The organism is Streptomyces sp. NPDC006259, from assembly GCF_042870975.1.
GTDB lineage: Bacteria > Actinomycetota > Actinomycetes > Streptomycetales > Streptomycetaceae > Streptomyces.
Map to the genome: position 1 here is coordinate 452,192 of NZ_JBIAHY010000006.1, position 17,223 is coordinate 469,414.

A 17,223-nucleotide genomic window follows, 5' to 3' on the forward strand; every position below is an offset into this window, starting at 1 on the left:
TGTCCCCAGCCTGTGGACAGTGTCTCCCGGCGGCAGCCGGTTTGACCGGATGGCGTAGCCGCGCGTACCGTGACCAGGTCGAGTTGTCGATGGCTGCTGCCGCCTGCCTCCGATGGGCACAGATCGCGTCAGGTGATCGGGAAGCGGTGCACTCGGGCGTTGACCGCGAGCTACCTCGTGGGCGCACGGTGACAGCCAGGACGGCACCCCGCCACCACCGATTGATTTCTGGAGCCCCCGAGTGAGCAAGCGCACCTTCCAGCCGAACAACCGCCGTCGCGCCAAGACCCACGGCTTCCGCCTGCGGATGCGCACCCGTGCCGGCCGCGCGATTCTCGCGAACCGCCGCAGCAAGGGTCGCGCCAACCTGTCCGCCTGAGCCTGATCAGGTCATGACGTCGTGCTGCCTACCGAGCATCGGCTGAGGCGGCGCGAGGACTTCGCGACCGCGGTACGACGGGGTCGTCGGGCAGGCCGCCCGACTCTCGTCGTCCATTTTCGAAGCGGTGCAACGGACCCGCACGCGCCTGGGGAGAGCGCTCCCCCGACGCGTGCGGGTTTCGTCGTGAGCAAGGCCGTGGGCGGAGCGGTCGTGCGCAACACAGTGAAGCGCAGACTGCGCCATCTGATGCGCGACCGAGTCGCCCTCCTTCCCCCCGGTAGCCTGGTAGTCGTACGGGCGCTGCCCGGTGCGGGCGACGCCGACCACGCACAGCTGGCCCAAGACCTCGATGCCGCCCTTCAACGGCTACTAGGAGGGGGCGCGCGATGAAGTACCCGCTGCTGGCCTTGATCAAGCTCTACCAGTGGACGATCAGTCCACTGCTCGGGCCGGTGTGCAAGTACTACCCGTCGTGTTCCCACTACGGCTACACCGCCATCGACCGGCACGGTGCCATCAAGGGAACGGCCCTCACCGCCTGGCGCATCCTGCGATGCAATCCGTGGTCGCTCGGCGGCGTGGACCATGTCCCGCCGCGCAAGCGTCCGCGGTGGCACGAGATGCTGCGCAACACATGGCGCGCACGCAAGGGCGGGCCCTCCGCCGCCGAAACGGCCACCGAAGAGAATCTTTCTTCAAGCCCGGCCGCAGAGACCCCGTCCCATGCCCAAGGAGCATGATTAGTGGACACGATTGCCAGCCTCTTCAGTTTCATCACCACACCCGTCTCCTGGGTCATCGTCCAGTTCCACAAGGTGTACGGCGCCCTCTTCGGCCCGGACACCGGGTGGGCCTGGGGCCTGTCCATCGTGTCCCTGGTGATCCTGATCCGGATCTGCCTGATCCCGCTCTTCGTGAAGCAGATCAAGGCGACACGGGCGATGCAGACACTGCAGCCCGAGATGAAGAAGATCCAGGAGCGCTACAAGAACGACAAGCAGCGCCAGTCCGAAGAGATGATGAAGCTGTACAAGGAGACGGGCACCAACCCGCTCTCCTCGTGCCTTCCCATCCTGGCGCAGTCCCCGTTCTTCTTCGCCCTGTACCACGTGCTCAGCGGCATCGCGTCGGGCGACGAGATCGGCGTCATCGACGAGCAGCTGCTCGAGAGCGCGCGGAAGGCGCACATCTTCGGCGCTCCGCTGGCCGCGAAGTTCACTGAGAGCGCCTCGAAGGTGGAGGCGCTCGGCGCCACCCTGACGGACGTCCGCGTGGTCACCGCGATCATGATCGTCCTGATGTCGGCCTCGCAGTTCTTCACGCAGCGCCAGCTGATGACGAAGAACGTCGACACCTCGGTGAAGACGCCGTTCATGCAGCAGCAGAAGATGCTGATGTACGTCTTCCCCGTCATGTTCGCCGTCTTCGGCATCAACTTCCCGGTCGGTGTCCTCGTCTACTGGCTGACCACCAACGTGTGGACCATGGGCCAGCAGATGTACGTCATCCGCAACAACCCGACCCCGGGGTCCAAGGCTCAGGCCGCCTACCTGGAGCGCCTGTACAAGCACGTCACGCACCACGGCAAGACGCGCAGCCGCGGCGAGAAGGCCATCGTCAAGGCGATCGTGGCCAAGGGCCGCGACCGCAACGACTACGAGCGCAAGTTCATCAACGGCCTGAACAAGGCGGGCTTCGCTGCCCAGCCCGACGGCACCGTGACCAGGGGCGAGGCACAGACCGCCACCCTGACCGAGGACGGCGAAGCCACGACGGCCACGGCCAGGCGCCAGCAGCCCAAGCGCCAGAGCAAGTCCCAGCGTCAGTCCGGAACCACCAAGGCGGCCGGCGAGCCCACCTCGCTGACCAAGTCCGAGGAGCCGCAGGACGCCAAGCCCGTCGCCGCCAAGCCGAAGCCCGGCTCCGGTGGCCGCAGCAAGGCCCAGTCCGGGCAGCGCAAGGGCGGCCCGCAGCGCCCCAAGTCCCCGTCCAAGAAGTAAGAAGGAGCCCATCCCGTGACGGAAGGCACCACCTCCGCCGAGGGTGCAGACACCCTGACCCGCCTGGAGCAGGAGGGCGAGATCGCGGCGGACTACCTCGAGGGTCTGCTGGACATCGCCGACCTCGACGGCGACATCGACATGGACGTCGAGGCCGACCGCGCCTCGGTCTCGATCATCAGTGAGACCGGCGGTCGCGACCTGTACAAGCTCGTCGGCCGGGACGGCGAGGTGCTGGAGGCGTTGCAGGAGCTGACGCGTCTCGCCGTGCACCGGGAGACCGGCGACCGCAGCCGCCTGATGCTGGACATCGCGGGCTACCGCGCCAAGAAGCGCACCGAACTCTCCGAGCTGGGCGCCAAGGCCGCGGCCGACGCCAAGAACAGCGGTGAGCCGGTCAAGCTGGACCCGATGACGCCTTTCGAGCGCAAGGTCGTGCACGACGCGGTTAAGGCGGCCGGTCTGCGCAGCGAGTCCGAGGGCGAGGAGCCGCAGCGCTTCGTCGTCGTGCTGCCCAACTGATTCAGTACGTACGTATACCGGCCCCGTCTGTCGCGCAGGCGGGGCCGGTCTTTGTCAGCCTGGTAGTTCTGGTGGTCGGCGCTGAACGCGTCGATGCGGTACGGAAGGACGGTCCCCGTGACGGAGGCAGCGGAACTCCCCCCTGCGCCCGAGCAAGCACGCGAGGTATTCGGTGATCGCTTCACGGATGCGGTCCGGTACGCCGAGCTACTGGCCGAGGCAGGTGTGCAGCGTGGGCTCATCGGGCCGCGGGAAGTGCCTCGGCTGTGGGAGAGGCACATCCTGAACTGTGCGGTGCTCTCCGAAGCGGTGCCCGAGGACGTGACGGTCTGCGACGTCGGGTCCGGCGCCGGCCTGCCCGGCATCCCCTTGGCACTGGTGCGTGAGGATCTGAAGATCACGCTGCTGGAGCCCCTCCTGCGGCGTACCAACTTCCTCACCGAGGTCGTCGAGCTTCTCGGCCTGGACCATGTGACCGTCGTGCGCGGCCGGGCCGAGGAAGTCATGGGCAAGCTCCCGCCGGTCCATGTCGTGACCGCACGCGCCGTCGCTCCCCTGGACCGGCTGGCCGCCTGGGGCATCCCGCTGCTGCGCCCCTACGGTGAGATGCTCGCACTGAAGGGCGACACCGCCGAGGAGGAGCTGAAGGCCGCGGCCAGCGCACTGAGCAAGCTCGGTGCGGTCAGCACGTCGATCCTTCACGTCGGCGAGGGAGCGGTCGATCCCCTCTCCACGGTCGTGCGGGTCGAGGTCGGGGAGAGCCCCGGCGGTGTGAGGTTCGCCGCGAAGCGCGCCAAGGCGGCCCGGACGGGCCGCACGCGTCGGCGGCGCTGATCGGCGAGGAGCAGCCCTACTCCACACAAGCTGCCCCACCTAGCCCGACGGAGTGTCGCGGCGGTTCGGCCGCGGGCGCTGTGCATCGTGTTTCACGTGAAACGTCGCTCATTGCTGCACGGCATCATCAGCCGCGGACGCGCCGGGGCCGAACCCCGGGACCGGAAGCCTCTCGGCTCACTCGTCAGGGGGTCGGAGTTGTCCACAGAAGTGGATTTCTCCACAGAGGACCAGGCCTCACTGGTTCACGACCCCGAAGGCATGGGAGGCTCTGTGCATTGCGAGCCTGAAGTCGAGGAGAGTGAATCCTTGCGGTCCGACGCCAATATCGCGGGACCGATGACCGATCCGGTCCCCGGTCCCCGTACCGAGTCGATGGGGGAGGATGTTTCACGTGAAACACCGCCTCCGATGGACGACACTCCGATCGGTCGTGCTGCCCAACTGGCGGTGGAGGCTCTGGGCCGTGCCGGCGAAGGCCTGCCGCGTCCTGAGCAGACACGCATCATGGTGGTCGCCAACCAGAAGGGTGGCGTCGGCAAGACGACGACGACCGTCAACCTTGCCGCTTCGCTGGCCCTGCACGGTGGCCGGGTCCTGGTGATCGACCTTGACCCGCAGGGCAACGCGTCCACCGCCCTCGGGATCGACCACCACGCCGACGTTCCATCCATCTACGACGTCCTGGTCGACAGCCGCCCGCTGGCGGAAGTGGTCCAACCGGTTCCCGACGTCGAAGGCCTTTTCTGCGCCCCCGCCACGATCGACCTCGCCGGTGCGGAGATCGAGCTGGTATCGCTGGTGGCGCGCGAGAGCCGACTCGAGCGAGCCATCCAGGCCTACGAGCAGCCGCTGGACTATGTCCTCATCGACTGCCCTCCCTCGCTCGGCCTGCTGACGGTCAACGCGCTCGTCGCCGGCCAGGAGGTCCTCATCCCGATCCAGTGCGAGTACTACGCACTGGAGGGACTGGGGCAACTGCTGCGCAACGTCGACCTGGTGCGCGGTCACCTCAACCCCACGCTCCATGTGTCGACCATCCTGCTCACCATGTACGACGGCCGAACGCGTCTCGCGTCACAGGTCGCCGAGGAGGTGCGCACCCACTTCGGTGACGAGGTGCTGCGGACGAGCATTCCCCGCTCGGTCCGCATCTCCGAAGCACCGAGCTACGGGCAGACGGTGCTGACCTACGATCCCGGATCGAGCGGTGCCCTGTCCTACCTTGAAGCAGCCCGAGAGATCGCGCTGAGGGGTGCCGGCGTCAGCTACGACGGCACGCACGCCCACATCGGCGCCCAGAACAACCCGACCATGGAGGGGATCCAGTGAGTGATCGACGGAGGGGGCTGGGCCGTGGTCTCGGTGCGCTGATCCCTGCTGCCCCGACCGAGAGGACACCGGCGCAGGCCGCCGTGGGAAGCGTGTCCTCCACGTCTTCTGCCGGTGTTCCGGTCCTGACGACCGATCGCGGGGTGGCCGCGGCGAAGGTGGCCACGCTGCCGCCCGTTTCACGTGAAACCGAGGACCAGTCGGCAAGCGGTGGCGCGGACGTGCCCGCGCCGCCCATGGGCGTGCACTTCGCGGAACTCCCGATCGACTCCATCACTCCGAACCCGCGCCAGCCGCGTGAGGTCTTCGACGAGGATGCGCTCCAGGAGCTGGTTACCTCCGTCAAGGAGGTCGGCCTCCTCCAGCCGGTCGTCGTGCGCCAGGTCGGTCCCGCGCGCTATGAGCTGATCATGGGCGAGCGGCGCTGGCGGGCCTGCCGTGAGGCGGGTCTGGAGGCGATCCCGGCGATCGTCCGCGCCACGGACGACGAGAAGCTGCTTTTGGACGCGTTGCTGGAGAACCTCCACCGGGCTCAGCTGAACCCACTGGAGGAGGCTGCGGCCTACGACCAGTTGCTGAAGGACTTCCACTGCACCCACGACCAGTTGGCGGACCGGATCGGACGCTCGCGGCCGCAGGTCTCCAACACGTTGCGACTGTTGAGGCTCTCCCCGGCGGTCCAGCGCCGCGTGGCTGCCGGTGTGCTTTCGGCCGGTCACGCCCGAGCGCTGCTCTCCGTCGATGACTCGGAGGAGCAGGACAGGCTGGCCCACCGCATCGTGGCGGAAGGGCTGTCCGTTCGGGCGGTCGAGGAGATCGTGACCCTCATGGGGTCGCGCCCTCAGGCCCCCCAGCGCTCCAAGGGCCCCCGTGCCGGAGGCCGGGTCTCCCCGGCGCTGTCCGACCTCGCCACCCGGCTTTCGGATCGCTTCGAGACTCGGGTGAAGGTCGACCTGGGGCAGAAGAAGGGCAAGATCACCGTCGAGTTCGCCTCCATGGAAGATCTGGAGCGCATCCTCGACAGCCTGGCTCCTGGTGAGGGGCCCGTCCTCCAGAAGGGTCTCGTCGAGGGCGAGTCCGCGGGAACGGACGGCTGAGCCGTCCCTGGCAGGGCCTCACCGCCCCGCCGACTGCCAAGAGCGAGCCGCCTCCGGTGCTCTCCGGAACACGGCTCGCTCTTTGCTTTTCAGACGGTGTCGAGCGATCGCGTCGTGGATACGATGCGATGAGGTAGGGCGCGCAGACCTGACGACACCTCTGAGTGGGAGGCGGGGGCCATGCGAACAGTGAGCCGGCCCGGACTGCTGGGTGCGGCCTTGGGGTTCGGCGCGGTCGGCGGGTTCGTCGGCAGCCTGCTCAGGGAACGCAGCGCTCTGACAGCCGCTCGCGATGCCGCGGGCGAAGGAAGCGAGGATCAGCCTTTATGGGGCGCCGGCTCATACCGCTCACGCTGGACAACCTTCAGGACCTCCCCCAGCGCTGCCGCTCGTGTGTCTTCTGGGAGCTGGACCCCGTCAGCGGCGAGGCGGCGGTAAAGGGGGGTACGGCAACGGTCGAGAAGGAGGCCTGGATCTCTGCCGTCCTGCTCGACTGGGGCTCCTGCGGCCGGGTCGTCTATGTCGACGATATTCCGGTGGGCTATGTGCTCTACGCTCCGCCCGCGTACGTTCCCCGTTCGACGGCGTTCCCCACAAGTCCCGTCTCACCGGATGCGGTGCAGCTGATGACGGCGTTCATCATGCCGGGCTACCAGGGCCAAGGGCTCGGCCGGGTGATGGTCCAGACGGTCGCCAAGGATCTGCTGCGCCGGGGCTTCAAGGCGATCGAGGCGTTCGGTGACGCCCGTTGGAAGGATCCCGCCTGTCTTCTGCCGGCCGACCATCTGTTGGCGGTGGGCTTCAAGACGGTCCGTCCGCATCCTTCCCACCCGCGGTTGAGGCTGGAGCTGCGTACCACCCTCTCCTGGAAGGAAGACGTGGAGATGGCGCTCGACCGACTGCTGGGAGCCGTGCAGAAGGAGCCGGCGCTGCGACCGCTGTGATCGGCTCGGCCGGCTGCGGTGGCCGGCTTCGCGCGACTGGTTTCGTGTGCCAGGCTTCGTGCGATCGACTCGGGCGCCGACTGAGGACAAGCGCATGGGCCGGCCCTTTCGGGTCGGCCCATGCGTGTTTCACGTGAAACATCGTCGCTCGAGCGACGACCAGAACCTTAGTCGGCGATGAAGTCCTCGAGGTCGCGGACGAGCGCGGCCTTGGGCTTGGCGCCGACGATGGTCTTGGCGACCTCGCCGTTCTGGTAGACGTTCAGGGTCGGGATGGACATCACGCCGTACTTGGCGGCCGTACCCGGGTTCTCGTCGATGTTGAGCTTGACGATTTCGATCTTGTCGCCGTACTCGGCGGCGATCGCTTCGAGAGACGGGGCGATCTGGCGGCACGGGCCGCACCAGGCAGCCCAGAAGTCCACCAGGACGGGCTTCTCGCTCTTGAGGACGTCCTGCTCGAAGGAGTCGTCGGTTACGTGCTTGAGGTCGGCCACGGCGGGCTCCTTTAACTGATGGGTGCGGCGGGGCGGGAGGAGGTCAGACGGCGGTCTTCTCGGGCTCGGCCGGCTCCTCGTCCGCGAGGGCGGCGAGGTAGCGCTCGGCGTCGAGGGCGGCGGAGCAGCCGGTGCCGGCTGCGGTGATCGCCTGACGGTAGGTGTGGTCGACGACGTCGCCGGCGGCGAAGACACCCGTCACGTTCGTCCGGGTGGACGGGGCGGACACCTTGAGGTAGCCCTCCTCGTCCAGGTCGAGCTGGCCCTTGAAGAGTTCGGTGCGCGGGTCGTGGCCGATCGCGATGAACAGGCCCGTCACCGGAAGGTCGGAGAGTTCACCGGTCTTGAGGTTGCGCAGCTTCAGACCGGCCAGCTTCGGGTCACCGTTGATCTCGGCGACCTCGCTGTCCCAGATGAAGGAGATCTTCGGGTCGGCGAAGGCACGCTCCTGCATCGCCTTGGAGGCGCGCAGGGTGTCACGGCGGTGGACGATCGTGACGGACTTGGCGAAGCGCGAGAGGAAAGTGGCCTCCTCCATCGCGGTGTCACCGCCGCCGATCACGGCGATGTCCTGGTCCTTGAAGAAGAAGCCGTCACATGTGGCACACCACGAGACACCGCGGCCGGAGAGGGCATCCTCGTTGGGCAGTCCCAGCTTGCGGTGCTGCGAGCCGGTGGTGACGATGACGGCCTTGGCCCGGTGCACGGTGCCTGCCGTGTCGGTCACCGTCTTGATCTCGCCGGTGAGGTCGACGGAGACGACGTCGTCGGGGATCAGCTCGGCGCCGAAACGCTCGGCCTGGGCCCGCATGTTGTCCATGAGTTCCGGACCCATGATGCCGTCCTGGAAGCCGGGGAAGTTCTCCACCTCGGTGGTGTTCATCAGGGCGCCGCCCGCGGTGACGGCTCCTTCGAACACCAGCGGCTTCAGCGAAGCGCGGGCGGTGTAGAGCGCCGCCGTGTAGCCGGCGGGCCCGGAGCCGATGATGATCACGTTTCGGACGTCGCTCACGGCTTGATTCCTCGTCTCTGGTCTGTGTCGATCGACCGGGGGAGCTTCTCGGAACTCTCACCCCACCCAACGGATCCTAAGGGGCGCGCATTCCCGGTGTGTCCGGGCACACGAAAGGGCCGCACCGTACGGGACACCATGATCGAATGGGACGGAGCCCTGCGGCGTCACGGGCGGGTGTAGGAGTCCTCGAGGAGGATCTCGGCGGTGCCGGACGACGGCTGCCTGACGCAGGTGGCATCCATGAGGTACGCGGTGACCCGGGTGCTGTCGGAGCTGTCGGGCAGGACCACGAGGAGCGCTTCCTTCCCCTGGTAGGTGCCCTTGTCGACCGCCAGGGCCGCGTCCTTTCGGTCGATGCCCTTCTGGACGCAACCCGGCACCGCGGGTTGATGGAAGACCCTGGGACTGCCGGTCTCCGGCTCGCCCTGCATTCCCAGAGTGTGCGGACTGGCGTCGGGGGCGGTCGCGAGGAGATCAGCGACCTGCTGTTCCAGACCGTCCTTGGAGAAGGTGTCCGCGACGGTGGCTTTTCGGCCGGGCGACGCGGTGCCGGCTCCCTCCTCGCCGGTCAGTGAGGACACCAGGACCGATCCCAGGCCCAGGGAGGCGACAGCGAAGACGGTCCCCAGTACGGCGATCCTGCGGCGCCCGCGCAGTCGGTGATTCTTGCGACCCGGTCCGGTGATCCTTCCGCGGGCATGCCCCGCAGGCCGCGGTGGCGCCGTCGGCGTTTCACGTGAAACATGAGCGGCGGTGGAGTCCGAGCCGGAAGCGGCGGCCCTCGACGCGTCCGGGAGTTCCGCAGTCGTAGCACTGACCGGGGCTTCGGCGGCCAGTGCGGCATCGATGCGGTGGGCGACATCGTCCGGCATGCGCGTCGGTCCGGGAAGTGCGCCCAGGAGGCCTTTGATCTCCTCCAGCGACGCGTGGACGTCCGCACAGAGCCCGCAGGTCTCCAGATGCCGCCGGACCTCCGCACTTCGAGCGGGGGTGAGCAGCCCCTCGGTGAGGTCGGAGATCTCCGCGACGTCCGGGTGCCCGGCCGTGTCCGTCGTCGAGGTCACGTTCGCCCACCTCCGCCCTTCACAGCAGTCGAATCGCCGGTCTCGGCGCCGTCCGGACCCTCGTCCCGAGGAGCCGCTGCCGGTGGGACGGATGTCCCCTCCGCCCGGTTCCGTCCTCGACCGCTTTCTCTCATCCCGCCGGAATGCGCCGGTCGCAGATGGGTGAGCAGCGGCAGGAGTCTTGCTCTGCCGCGGGCGCAGCGGCTCTTCACCGTTCCCGTGGGGACGTCCAGGATGCGGGCGGCCTCGGCGACCGGGTAGCCCTGCATGTCGACCAGGACGAGCGCCGCCCGCTGGTCGGGTGGAAGGGTGCCGAGAGCTTCGAGGAGCTGGCGGTTCAGGTCGTTGCGTTCGGCGGGTGCCGAGGCCGACTCGTGCGGCTCCAGCAACAGCTCCAGGCGCTCGGTGTCGTCGACCGGCGAGGTCTTGCGGGAGGCCGCTTTGCGGGCCCGGTCCAGGCAGGCGTTCACCGTGATCCGGTGCAGCCAGGTGGTCACGGCGGACTGGCCCCGGAATGTGTGGGCGGCTCGGTAGGCGGACACGAGAGCGTCCTGCACCGCGTCAGCGGCCTCCTCGCGGTCCCCCAGTGTCCTCAGGGCCACGGCCCACAGCCTGTCGCGATGACGCCGGACAAGCTCACCGAAGGCGTCGGGGTCGCCCCCCACGTGGAGGCCGAGGAGGTCCTGATCGCTGATTCCGTCGTATCCGGCGCCTGCTGCCATCGGACCCCCTCCCCCTCAGGTGAGATATCAGCCCGTGAACTTCACGTCGGTGATGGCCTGTTTGTAGCCGGCGCCGCTGAAGCCGTCGGTGGGGGCATACGGTACGGCGGTGATCCAGAGCAGCACGTACTGGGTCTTCACCGTCTTCGACGCCTTCACGGTGAGCGAGGTCCCACTGGCGTCGGCGGTACCGATCTTCTTCATCCCGCTGATGCCTGTGGACGGGGTGAGCGAGTCCGTGGCGTAGAGCTTCACGGTGGTGTGGTCGCCGGCGTACCGGAGCCCTATCGACGCCGCGGAGATCTCCTGCGCCGACCCCAGGTCGTAGACGATGCCGACTCCGGGCTTGTACGGAGCAAGGGTCGGCCCCTCGTCGTACTTCTTGGTCCGCCAGTAGGTGGTGCTGTCACCGTCATAGGTGTTGCCGACATCCTCCGGCGCCTGGGCGGAACCGCTGGCGACGTACTCCTGCGAGCCCTTGACCTCGAGCTGGCGGATCGGCCTGGGCGCGGCGCTGTTGTTGTCGTCGCTGTCCGTGGTCTGCGTCTGGTTCGTGTCCTCGGAGCCGCCCTGGTCCACGAGGGCGTCCGCCAACTGCCAGCTGCCGAGGCCGAGGGCCGCGATGAGCAGCGCGGAGACCGCCCACTTGAGCGCCTTGCCGGTGCGGCTCTGCAACGGGGGAGGCGGGCTGTGCACCGGCTGGGTGACGCCCGGGTGCGTCGAGGGACGTCCGTAGCTGCCCTGCTGGTACGTCGTGCGCTGGTACTCGGGCGGCGCGGTGAACGTGGGCTCCGGCGGGCGGATGCGGGGCATCTCACCGATGGCCTTGACCAGTTCCTCGGGGGTGGTGCACGCGGACTCGTGCCGGGAGGCGGTCGCCCCGTCGTTGACGAGAGCGCGCATCGCCAGCTCGGACAGGCCGCGGTGGACCCCGGCACGGACCTGGTCGGGAGCGATCAGCCCGATGTCCTTCGGCAGCCCGGACAGCCCGTAGGCGTCGTTCTCGTACGGCCAGCGTTGGGTGAGTGCCGCGTACAGCAGGGCGCCGATCGCTTCGGTGTCGGTGCGCTGGGGGGTCTCCGAGCTGACGCCGCGCAGTGCCGCGTTCACCGCGAGGCCGCGGATACGCCACTGCCCCGTGGAGGTGCGCAGCACGGCGTTGGGGTTCAGCCGCAGGTGTGCGAGACCTTCGCGGTGGGCGGCCGCCATGGCGGAGGCGATCTGACTCACCATCTGGTAGGCGTCGTGCGGTTCCAGGGGTCCGGCGGCGAGGAGTGCGGTCAGTTCGGTGGCGTCGGGCAGCCACTCGTGGACCACGTAGACGACGTCGTTCTCCTCGACGGCGTCCAGGACTTGGACGAAGCGGGGGTCGCCGAGCAGCGCGGAGGACCGGGCCGCCGCCAGGACGGAACGGGCCCGCGTGTGATCCGCGGGCAGGACATGCACGCCGACGGCACGGCGGAGTTTCTCGTCGACCGCACGCCAACTGCTGAAACCGTCCAGACGGGTGACGCAGTCCTCGAGTCGGTAGCGTCTGGCGAGTTTGTGGCCGCTGTGCAGTTCTGGCGCCGAGGCCCTCCCGGGACTCTCGGTCCGACCACTCCCCTGTGCCTCGTCGCTGTCCGTGTCCCGCTCCCGGTTCGTGGCCACACCGTCGGCCGTGGACTGGTCCGCCTGTGCGGTCAGCGGCTCGTCACCGCTGTTGTCTGCCACGTCGACGGCAGCCGTACTCCGTTCCGCCACCGTCGTTCCTGCCTCCCCATCCATGCGCGCCGTCCGACCTCGTGCGCGCCGTCCGACGCCGAAACCAATTGTGCCCACAGTCCGCCGCTATGCACGACACGCGGCGGCGGACGATGGTTGTGCGCCTACCCGTGCCTCAACGACCCAGGCGTCCACGAACCATGCCGACGAGCGAGTTGAGTTCCTCGATACGCATACGGCGGGCGGCGACGAAGAAGACGCCGAGCAGGACGACTCCACCGGCCACCAGCGCGGCGAAGGAGCCGAGGGAACCCTGGCCGAGGTTCTGCGAGATGCCGTAGCAGGCGGCGCCGCTGAGCAGGGCGGCCGGCACGGCGGCGATGCACAGCCGCGCGTACGTGCGCAGCACGCGAGCACCGTCCAGGTCCCCGCCGAGCCGCTTGCGCAGCCGGTTCCATGCGACGCCGACGCCGATGACGTAGGCCAGGCCGTAGGAGGCGGCCATGCCGACCACGGCCCAGCGGGCCGGAAGCAGGAAGTAGCAGGCGGCCGAGGCGGCGGCGTTGACGGCCGCCACGATCACCGTGTTGTAGAAGGGGGTGCGCGTGTCCTCGTAGGCGTAGAAGGCACGCAGGACGACGTACTGCACCGAGTAGGGGATCAGGCCGAGGCCGAAGGCCATCAGCATGAAGCCCATGTTCGTGGCCTCGCTGATGCCGGAGGAGCCGAAGATCAGGGTGCACATCGGGACGCCGAGCGCGATGAAGCCGAAGGAGATGGGCACGATCGCGACGGCCGTGGTGCGCAGGCCCTGGGAGATGTCATCGCGGACGGCGCCCGAGTCGTGCTCGGCCGCCGAGCGCGAGATGCGCGGCAGCAGGGCGGCCATCAGGGAGACGGTGATGATGGCCTGCGGCAGGCCCCAGATCAGCTGGGCGTTGGCGTAGGCGGCGAAACCGGTGCCCTTGACGCCCGAGTCGATGGCGGCGGCGGTGGACAGCTGGGTGACCACCAGCGCGCCCGCCTGGTTGGCCAGGACGAACAGGATCGTCCACTTGGCCAGCATGGCGGCCTTGCCGAGGCCGTGGCCCTTCCAGTCGAAGCGCAGCCGCATCCGGAAGCCGGTCTCGCGCAGGTACGGGATCATCGCGAGAGCCTGGACGACCAGGCCGAGCAGGATGCCGACACCGAGCAGGCGCTGGCCCTCCTGCGGGATGTTCGTGACGCTCATGTGGGAGTCCGCCGCGGTGCCGTACACCCACAGGAACGTGCCGAGCGTCACGATGATGACGATGTTGTTCAGGACCGGCGTCCACATCATCGCGCCGAACTTCCCGCGGGCGTTGAGGATCTGCCCCATCACGACGTGCACGCCCATGAAGAAGATCGACGGCAGGAAGTAGCGCGTGAACGTGACGGCGACCTCGTTGGCCGCGGGATTGTTGGCGACGGGGTTCGCCAGCGTACGGACCAGGAGGGGCGCGGCGAACATCGCGAGGGCCGTGAGCGCGGCGAGAGCCACCATCACGAGCGTCAGCAGCCGGTTGGCGTACGCCTCGCCGGCGTCGTCGTCCTCCTTCATGGCACGGACGAGCTGTGGCACGAAGACGGAGTTGAGGCCACCGCCGACGGTCAGGATGTAGATCATCGTCGGGAGCTGGTAGGCGACCTGGAAGGAGTCGCCGAGGAAGCCGAGGCCCAGAGCTGCGACGATCATGGCCGACCGGATGAACCCGGTCAGACGCGAGACCATCGTGCCCGCCGCCATCACCGCGCTCGACTTCAGAAGCCCCGTGGCGCGCCCGCCCTTCTTCGCGGGCGGCACCGGGGCCGCCGGGGTGGCGGTGAGGTTCATGGTCTGGTCGGCCCCGGACGCCGCGCCCGCGGGCTCCGGCGCGTACGCGGCTGCGGGTGCCTGGTACTGCGCCGCCGGGACCTGTCGGCCCGGGACCTGCCCGCCCGGGGCGTGCGCCGGTCCCGGTACCGCGGGCGCATCGATCGATGAGCGGGTGCCGCTCTGCTCCTGGTCGCGGAAGAGGTGGGCGAAGGCGTCGGGTTCGTGGCGCTCCTCACCGGAGTGCGTGACGAGGTCGTCCACGCCCACGAACTGGGTCGTGCGGGGGTCGTCGCCGTACGGCAGGTACTGCGTCGGGCCCTCCGGCTCGGGCGCCGGGGTCTGGGCCCACACGCGAGGGTCCGGTGCGTACGGCGACTGCTGCGGCTGCCCGTAGAGCGGCTGCTGAGGAGAGTGGGCGGCGGGCGGCGGCGGGGGGTGCGCGGCACGGTCGTAGAGCGCCTCGGCGACCGGATCCTGCGCGGTGAGGTCCTGGGACCGGTACGGGTCCTGGTCGTAGGCGTCCTGGAGGTACATGTCCGCGGGGTGCTGCGGCGGCACCTGGCCGTGCTCGGGCGGCGGGCCCTCGGGGTGACCCGAGCTGCCCGCGGCCTGGCCGCGGTCACCGTCGTACGGCGCGTTCATGGTTACCCCACCTCATCGTTCCGGGCCGACCGGCCACGACTTCCTCAACGGTCCACTCTCTCACCCGTTCCGGACGGGTCCGTGCTTTCCGCTGCGGTGTCCGGCGTCCCGTCACTCGGCTGCACCGGGTTGCCCGCCCCCGCCCGGGCGTCCGACGCGTCGGCGGGACGGTTCTCACCGTGCTGCCCGGCGGGGGCCGCCTCGGCGGCCGGGTCCGCTTCGTCGGGGCCGTCGTCCTCGGCCCTGCGGGCCGCCGCGCGCTTGCGCTGGGTGTACATCCGGAAGCCGGCCAGCACCAGCAGCAGGACACCGCCGCCGATGACGAGCATCACGGTTGCCGTGATCTCGGTGACCTTCACGTCGAAGGTCACCGGCGCGCCGTACGCCCTGCCGTCCTCGGTGTACAGCTGGGCGACGACCGCCGCCTGGCCGTTGGCGTTGGCTGAGGTGGTGAACTTCACCGTGGTGCTGTGCCCGCCGGAGACCGCGATGGGCTGCTCGTCGTAGGCTTCGCCGCCGATCTCGAGACGGGTCGGATTGGTCGAGGTGAGCCGGAGCACGAGGTGGTCGACGCCCTGCACGAGGTTGTTCTGCACGGTCACCGGGATCGTCGCACTGCGCCCGGAGAGCTTCAGCTCCGACTTGTCGATCAGTTTGACCTGGTCGGCGAGCGTGCTGAGGTAGGTCTGGACGGCCTGCCGGAAGGTGCTCGCCGCGGTGGCCCGGCCGCGCCAGGACGTCGACATCTCACGGTTGACGGCCCGCCCGAACGGGGTCACCACGCGCGACTCGTCGGTGAGGATCACCTTGAAGTTGTCGAGCCGGTCCTGCGTGGTCGCGATGTCCACGAAGGCCGATCTCGGCAGCTCCCGCCTGGCGAGCGAGGAGGGGTACGCCGACCGGGCCGGCACCCTCGTCGTGGCGCCGGGATCGGGCTTCGCCGCGGCGGCCGCCGTGAGCTGCTGCGCCTGCGACCAGGTGCCGCCCTGGAGGGCGGTGACCGCTTCCGCCATCGCCCGGGCCTGGCTCGCGGTCGGCATGCGTGGGGGGGCCACGACGATGCTGCGCTGCTTGTCCGTCTGGAGGTTCAGCGCCAGGCTCTGCGCGAGGAACTCCTGCACGGCGAGCGTGGCCGCGGACGCCGTCGTCAGATCGCCCCGGAACGTCTGCGACAGCCGGGAGTCCGCGACCACCGCCGTGGTGCCGCCGCCGATGGGGCGGGCCGAGGTGGGGGTGTACGACAGGTCGCCGTCCTCGGCCAGGCTGTCGCTGCGCGCGATCACCTTGTCGGCGCCCGCGGAGGTGGCCACCTTGACGATCGACGGGTCGACTGCGCCCTCCACCGGCCAGGCGAAGTCGGTGCTCGGTGTCACGTGGAGCACGGTTTCCACCGTGTCGGCGGCGACGTCGGTGGCGGCTTTCAACTGGCTCAGGGAGCCGGTGACGCTGGTGCCGTTGTGCGCGAGGGAGGCCAGATCGGGATCGGCGTAGGGCAGCGCGACGACCTGCTTGCCCTGGACGGCCTGCTGGAGTTCGGCGAGCCACCGATCGGCGACGGCCTGGTGCTTGCCGGCCGTGGTGGTGTCACCGGCGAGGACGTCGTACCGCTCGGTCATGGCGGAGACGGAGGCCAGCAGGTCCGGGTCGATCACCCAGGTGACGTCCAGTGTCTTGCCGAGGCTGAGAAGCTGGTCGAGACGGCCGCCGGGAGAGATCTCCGCGGCGAGGTCGTCGTTGAGGAAGACCGGCGTCTGCCGTTCGTTCGACCTCGTCTCGGCCGTCATGTGGACGTCGGAGAGCAGCGGCCACAGCACCGTCGTGCGTGTCTTGGTATCGGCCTCGTCGGGCTGCCACGGCAGGAACGTCCGCTGGATGCCGAGCATCTGCTCCCACGACTTCGCGGAGGTCTCGCCCCAGAGGGAGACCCCCAGCGGGTACACACCGCCTGCTCCGAGGTCCAGCTCGTCGACCGGGACGGAGATGCTGAACTGCTGGGAGACGCCGGGACTGAGCTTGGCGAACTTGGCGACGTACTTGTCGCCCACCTCGGATCCGGTGGAGGCGGAGACGTCGGTGGGCCGCCTGGCGACGCTGTCGATCGCCGACCGCGTGGCCAGCGCCGACCCCAGGCGCAGGTCCACGTGTGCGTCCGTGACGGTCTGCTTGCCCTTGTTGGTCACCGTGCCGGACACGGTCAGTGTGTCGCCCTCGGTGGGCACGCTGGGGCTGAGCGAGTCGACGGCGACGGCCACCGTGCCCGTGTCGGAGGCTTCCTTGGCGGAGGTCCGTTCGGCGGCGTGTGCCGATGAGGCGGGCAGCTGGAGCAGACCGGCCAGCAGAGGCGCTCCCGCGAGCAGTGCTCCGGTGCGCCGAAGCCACCGGCGGGCAGGTGAGGGAGCCATCCCCGGGAAGTCTGCCGCCTCGGCCACGCGCTCGTCCGTCCTCGTCGTCGTCAGTGGTCGTCGGAATGTGCGTCCACGCATGGTAACGATGCCCGCTGAGGGGAAGTGCCGCGGTCTGCTCCACAAGATCAGGTACGGCTGCTGTGGCATCCCCTATGGGCCCAAATGAAAAGGACCCTTCGCTCATGTCGCGAAGGGCCGGAATGTGCCGCTACCGAGGGAGGTGGCG

Annotated in this window: 16 protein-coding genes; 9 read left to right on the forward strand and 7 right to left on the reverse strand. The window is 69.0% G+C overall.

Annotation, left to right across the window (positions count from 1 at the left end):
• Positions 1-241 precede the first annotated feature (241 nt).
• From rpmH to ACFYO5_RS26600, 9 genes are all read left to right on the forward strand, one after another.
• Positions 242-379: a 50S ribosomal protein L34 gene (rpmH, locus tag ACFYO5_RS26560; protein WP_018846094.1), complete on the forward strand. Its 138-nt coding sequence runs from the start codon at positions 242-244 to the stop codon at positions 377-379.
• Positions 380-400: 21 nt separating this feature from the next.
• Positions 401-772 (forward strand): ribonuclease P protein component, encoded by a 372-nt coding sequence (rnpA, locus tag ACFYO5_RS26565; protein ID WP_356561107.1) that lies wholly within the window; start codon positions 401-403, stop codon positions 770-772.
• Positions 769-1,122 (forward strand): membrane protein insertion efficiency factor YidD, encoded by a 354-nt coding sequence (yidD, locus tag ACFYO5_RS26570; protein ID WP_388713192.1) that lies wholly within the window; start codon positions 769-771, stop codon positions 1,120-1,122. Before rnpA ends, yidD begins: the two co-directional genes overlap by 4 nt.
• A gap of 3 nt (positions 1,123-1,125) precedes the next feature.
• Positions 1,126-2,382, forward strand: coding sequence for a membrane protein insertase YidC (gene yidC, locus ACFYO5_RS26575; RefSeq protein ID WP_356561110.1), 1,257 nt, complete (start codon positions 1,126-1,128; stop codon positions 2,380-2,382).
• Between the two features lie 15 nt (positions 2,383-2,397).
• On the forward strand, positions 2,398-2,904 hold the full coding sequence (locus ACFYO5_RS26580; protein WP_356561112.1) for a R3H domain-containing nucleic acid-binding protein: 507 nt from the start codon (positions 2,398-2,400) through the stop codon (positions 2,902-2,904).
• A gap of 117 nt (positions 2,905-3,021) precedes the next feature.
• On the forward strand, positions 3,022-3,738 hold the full coding sequence (rsmG, locus tag ACFYO5_RS26585) for a 16S rRNA (guanine(527)-N(7))-methyltransferase RsmG (RefSeq protein WP_356561114.1): 717 nt from the start codon (positions 3,022-3,024) through the stop codon (positions 3,736-3,738).
• Between the two features lie 261 nt (positions 3,739-3,999).
• Positions 4,000-5,070, forward strand: coding sequence for a ParA family protein (locus ACFYO5_RS26590; protein WP_356561212.1), 1,071 nt, complete (start codon positions 4,000-4,002; stop codon positions 5,068-5,070).
• Positions 5,067-6,167, forward strand: coding sequence for a ParB/RepB/Spo0J family partition protein (locus tag ACFYO5_RS26595; protein WP_388713197.1), 1,101 nt, complete (start codon positions 5,067-5,069; stop codon positions 6,165-6,167). The genes ACFYO5_RS26590 and ACFYO5_RS26595 overlap by 4 nt, the downstream gene beginning before the upstream one ends.
• 326 nt (positions 6,168-6,493) lie before the next feature.
• Positions 6,494-7,111 (forward strand): GNAT family N-acetyltransferase, encoded by a 618-nt coding sequence (locus ACFYO5_RS26600; protein WP_388713200.1) that lies wholly within the window; start codon positions 6,494-6,496, stop codon positions 7,109-7,111.
• 167 nt (positions 7,112-7,278) lie between these two features.
• Here ACFYO5_RS26600 and trxA read toward each other — a convergent pair whose 3' ends face one another.
• The 7 genes from trxA to ACFYO5_RS26635 form a co-directional block, all read right to left on the reverse strand.
• Positions 7,279-7,608, reverse strand: a complete 330-nt coding sequence (gene trxA / locus ACFYO5_RS26605; protein ID WP_356561120.1) for a thioredoxin — start codon at positions 7,606-7,608, stop codon at positions 7,279-7,281.
• Positions 7,609-7,651: 43 nt separating this feature from the next.
• Entirely contained in the window at positions 7,652-8,620 is a 969-nt protein-coding gene (gene trxB / locus ACFYO5_RS26610; protein WP_388713204.1) for a thioredoxin-disulfide reductase, read from the reverse strand.
• Positions 8,621-8,787: 167 nt separating this feature from the next.
• Positions 8,788-9,687 carry an anti-sigma factor family protein gene (locus tag ACFYO5_RS26615; protein ID WP_388713207.1) on the reverse strand — a complete coding sequence of 300 codons (900 nt, stop codon included), beginning with the start codon at positions 9,685-9,687 and terminating at the stop codon, positions 8,788-8,790.
• Entirely contained in the window at positions 9,684-10,409 is a 726-nt protein-coding gene (gene sigM / locus ACFYO5_RS26620; RefSeq protein ID WP_388713209.1) for an RNA polymerase sigma factor SigM, read from the reverse strand. The genes ACFYO5_RS26615 and sigM overlap by 4 nt, the downstream gene beginning before the upstream one ends.
• Positions 10,410-10,436: 27 nt before the next feature.
• Complete coding sequence (locus ACFYO5_RS26625) at positions 10,437-12,152, reverse strand: serine/threonine protein kinase (protein WP_388713211.1); 1,716 nt, start codon at positions 12,150-12,152, stop codon at positions 10,437-10,439.
• A 136-nt stretch (positions 12,153-12,288) separates the two neighbouring features.
• Positions 12,289-14,592, reverse strand: a complete 2,304-nt coding sequence (gene murJ / locus ACFYO5_RS26630) for a murein biosynthesis integral membrane protein MurJ (RefSeq protein ID WP_388713214.1) — start codon at positions 14,590-14,592, stop codon at positions 12,289-12,291.
• Positions 14,593-14,636: 44 nt separating this feature from the next.
• Positions 14,637-17,021 carry a DUF6049 family protein gene (locus tag ACFYO5_RS26635; RefSeq protein WP_388713217.1) on the reverse strand — a complete coding sequence of 795 codons (2,385 nt, stop codon included), beginning with the start codon at positions 17,019-17,021 and terminating at the stop codon, positions 14,637-14,639.
• Positions 17,022-17,223: the final 202 nt, after the last annotated feature.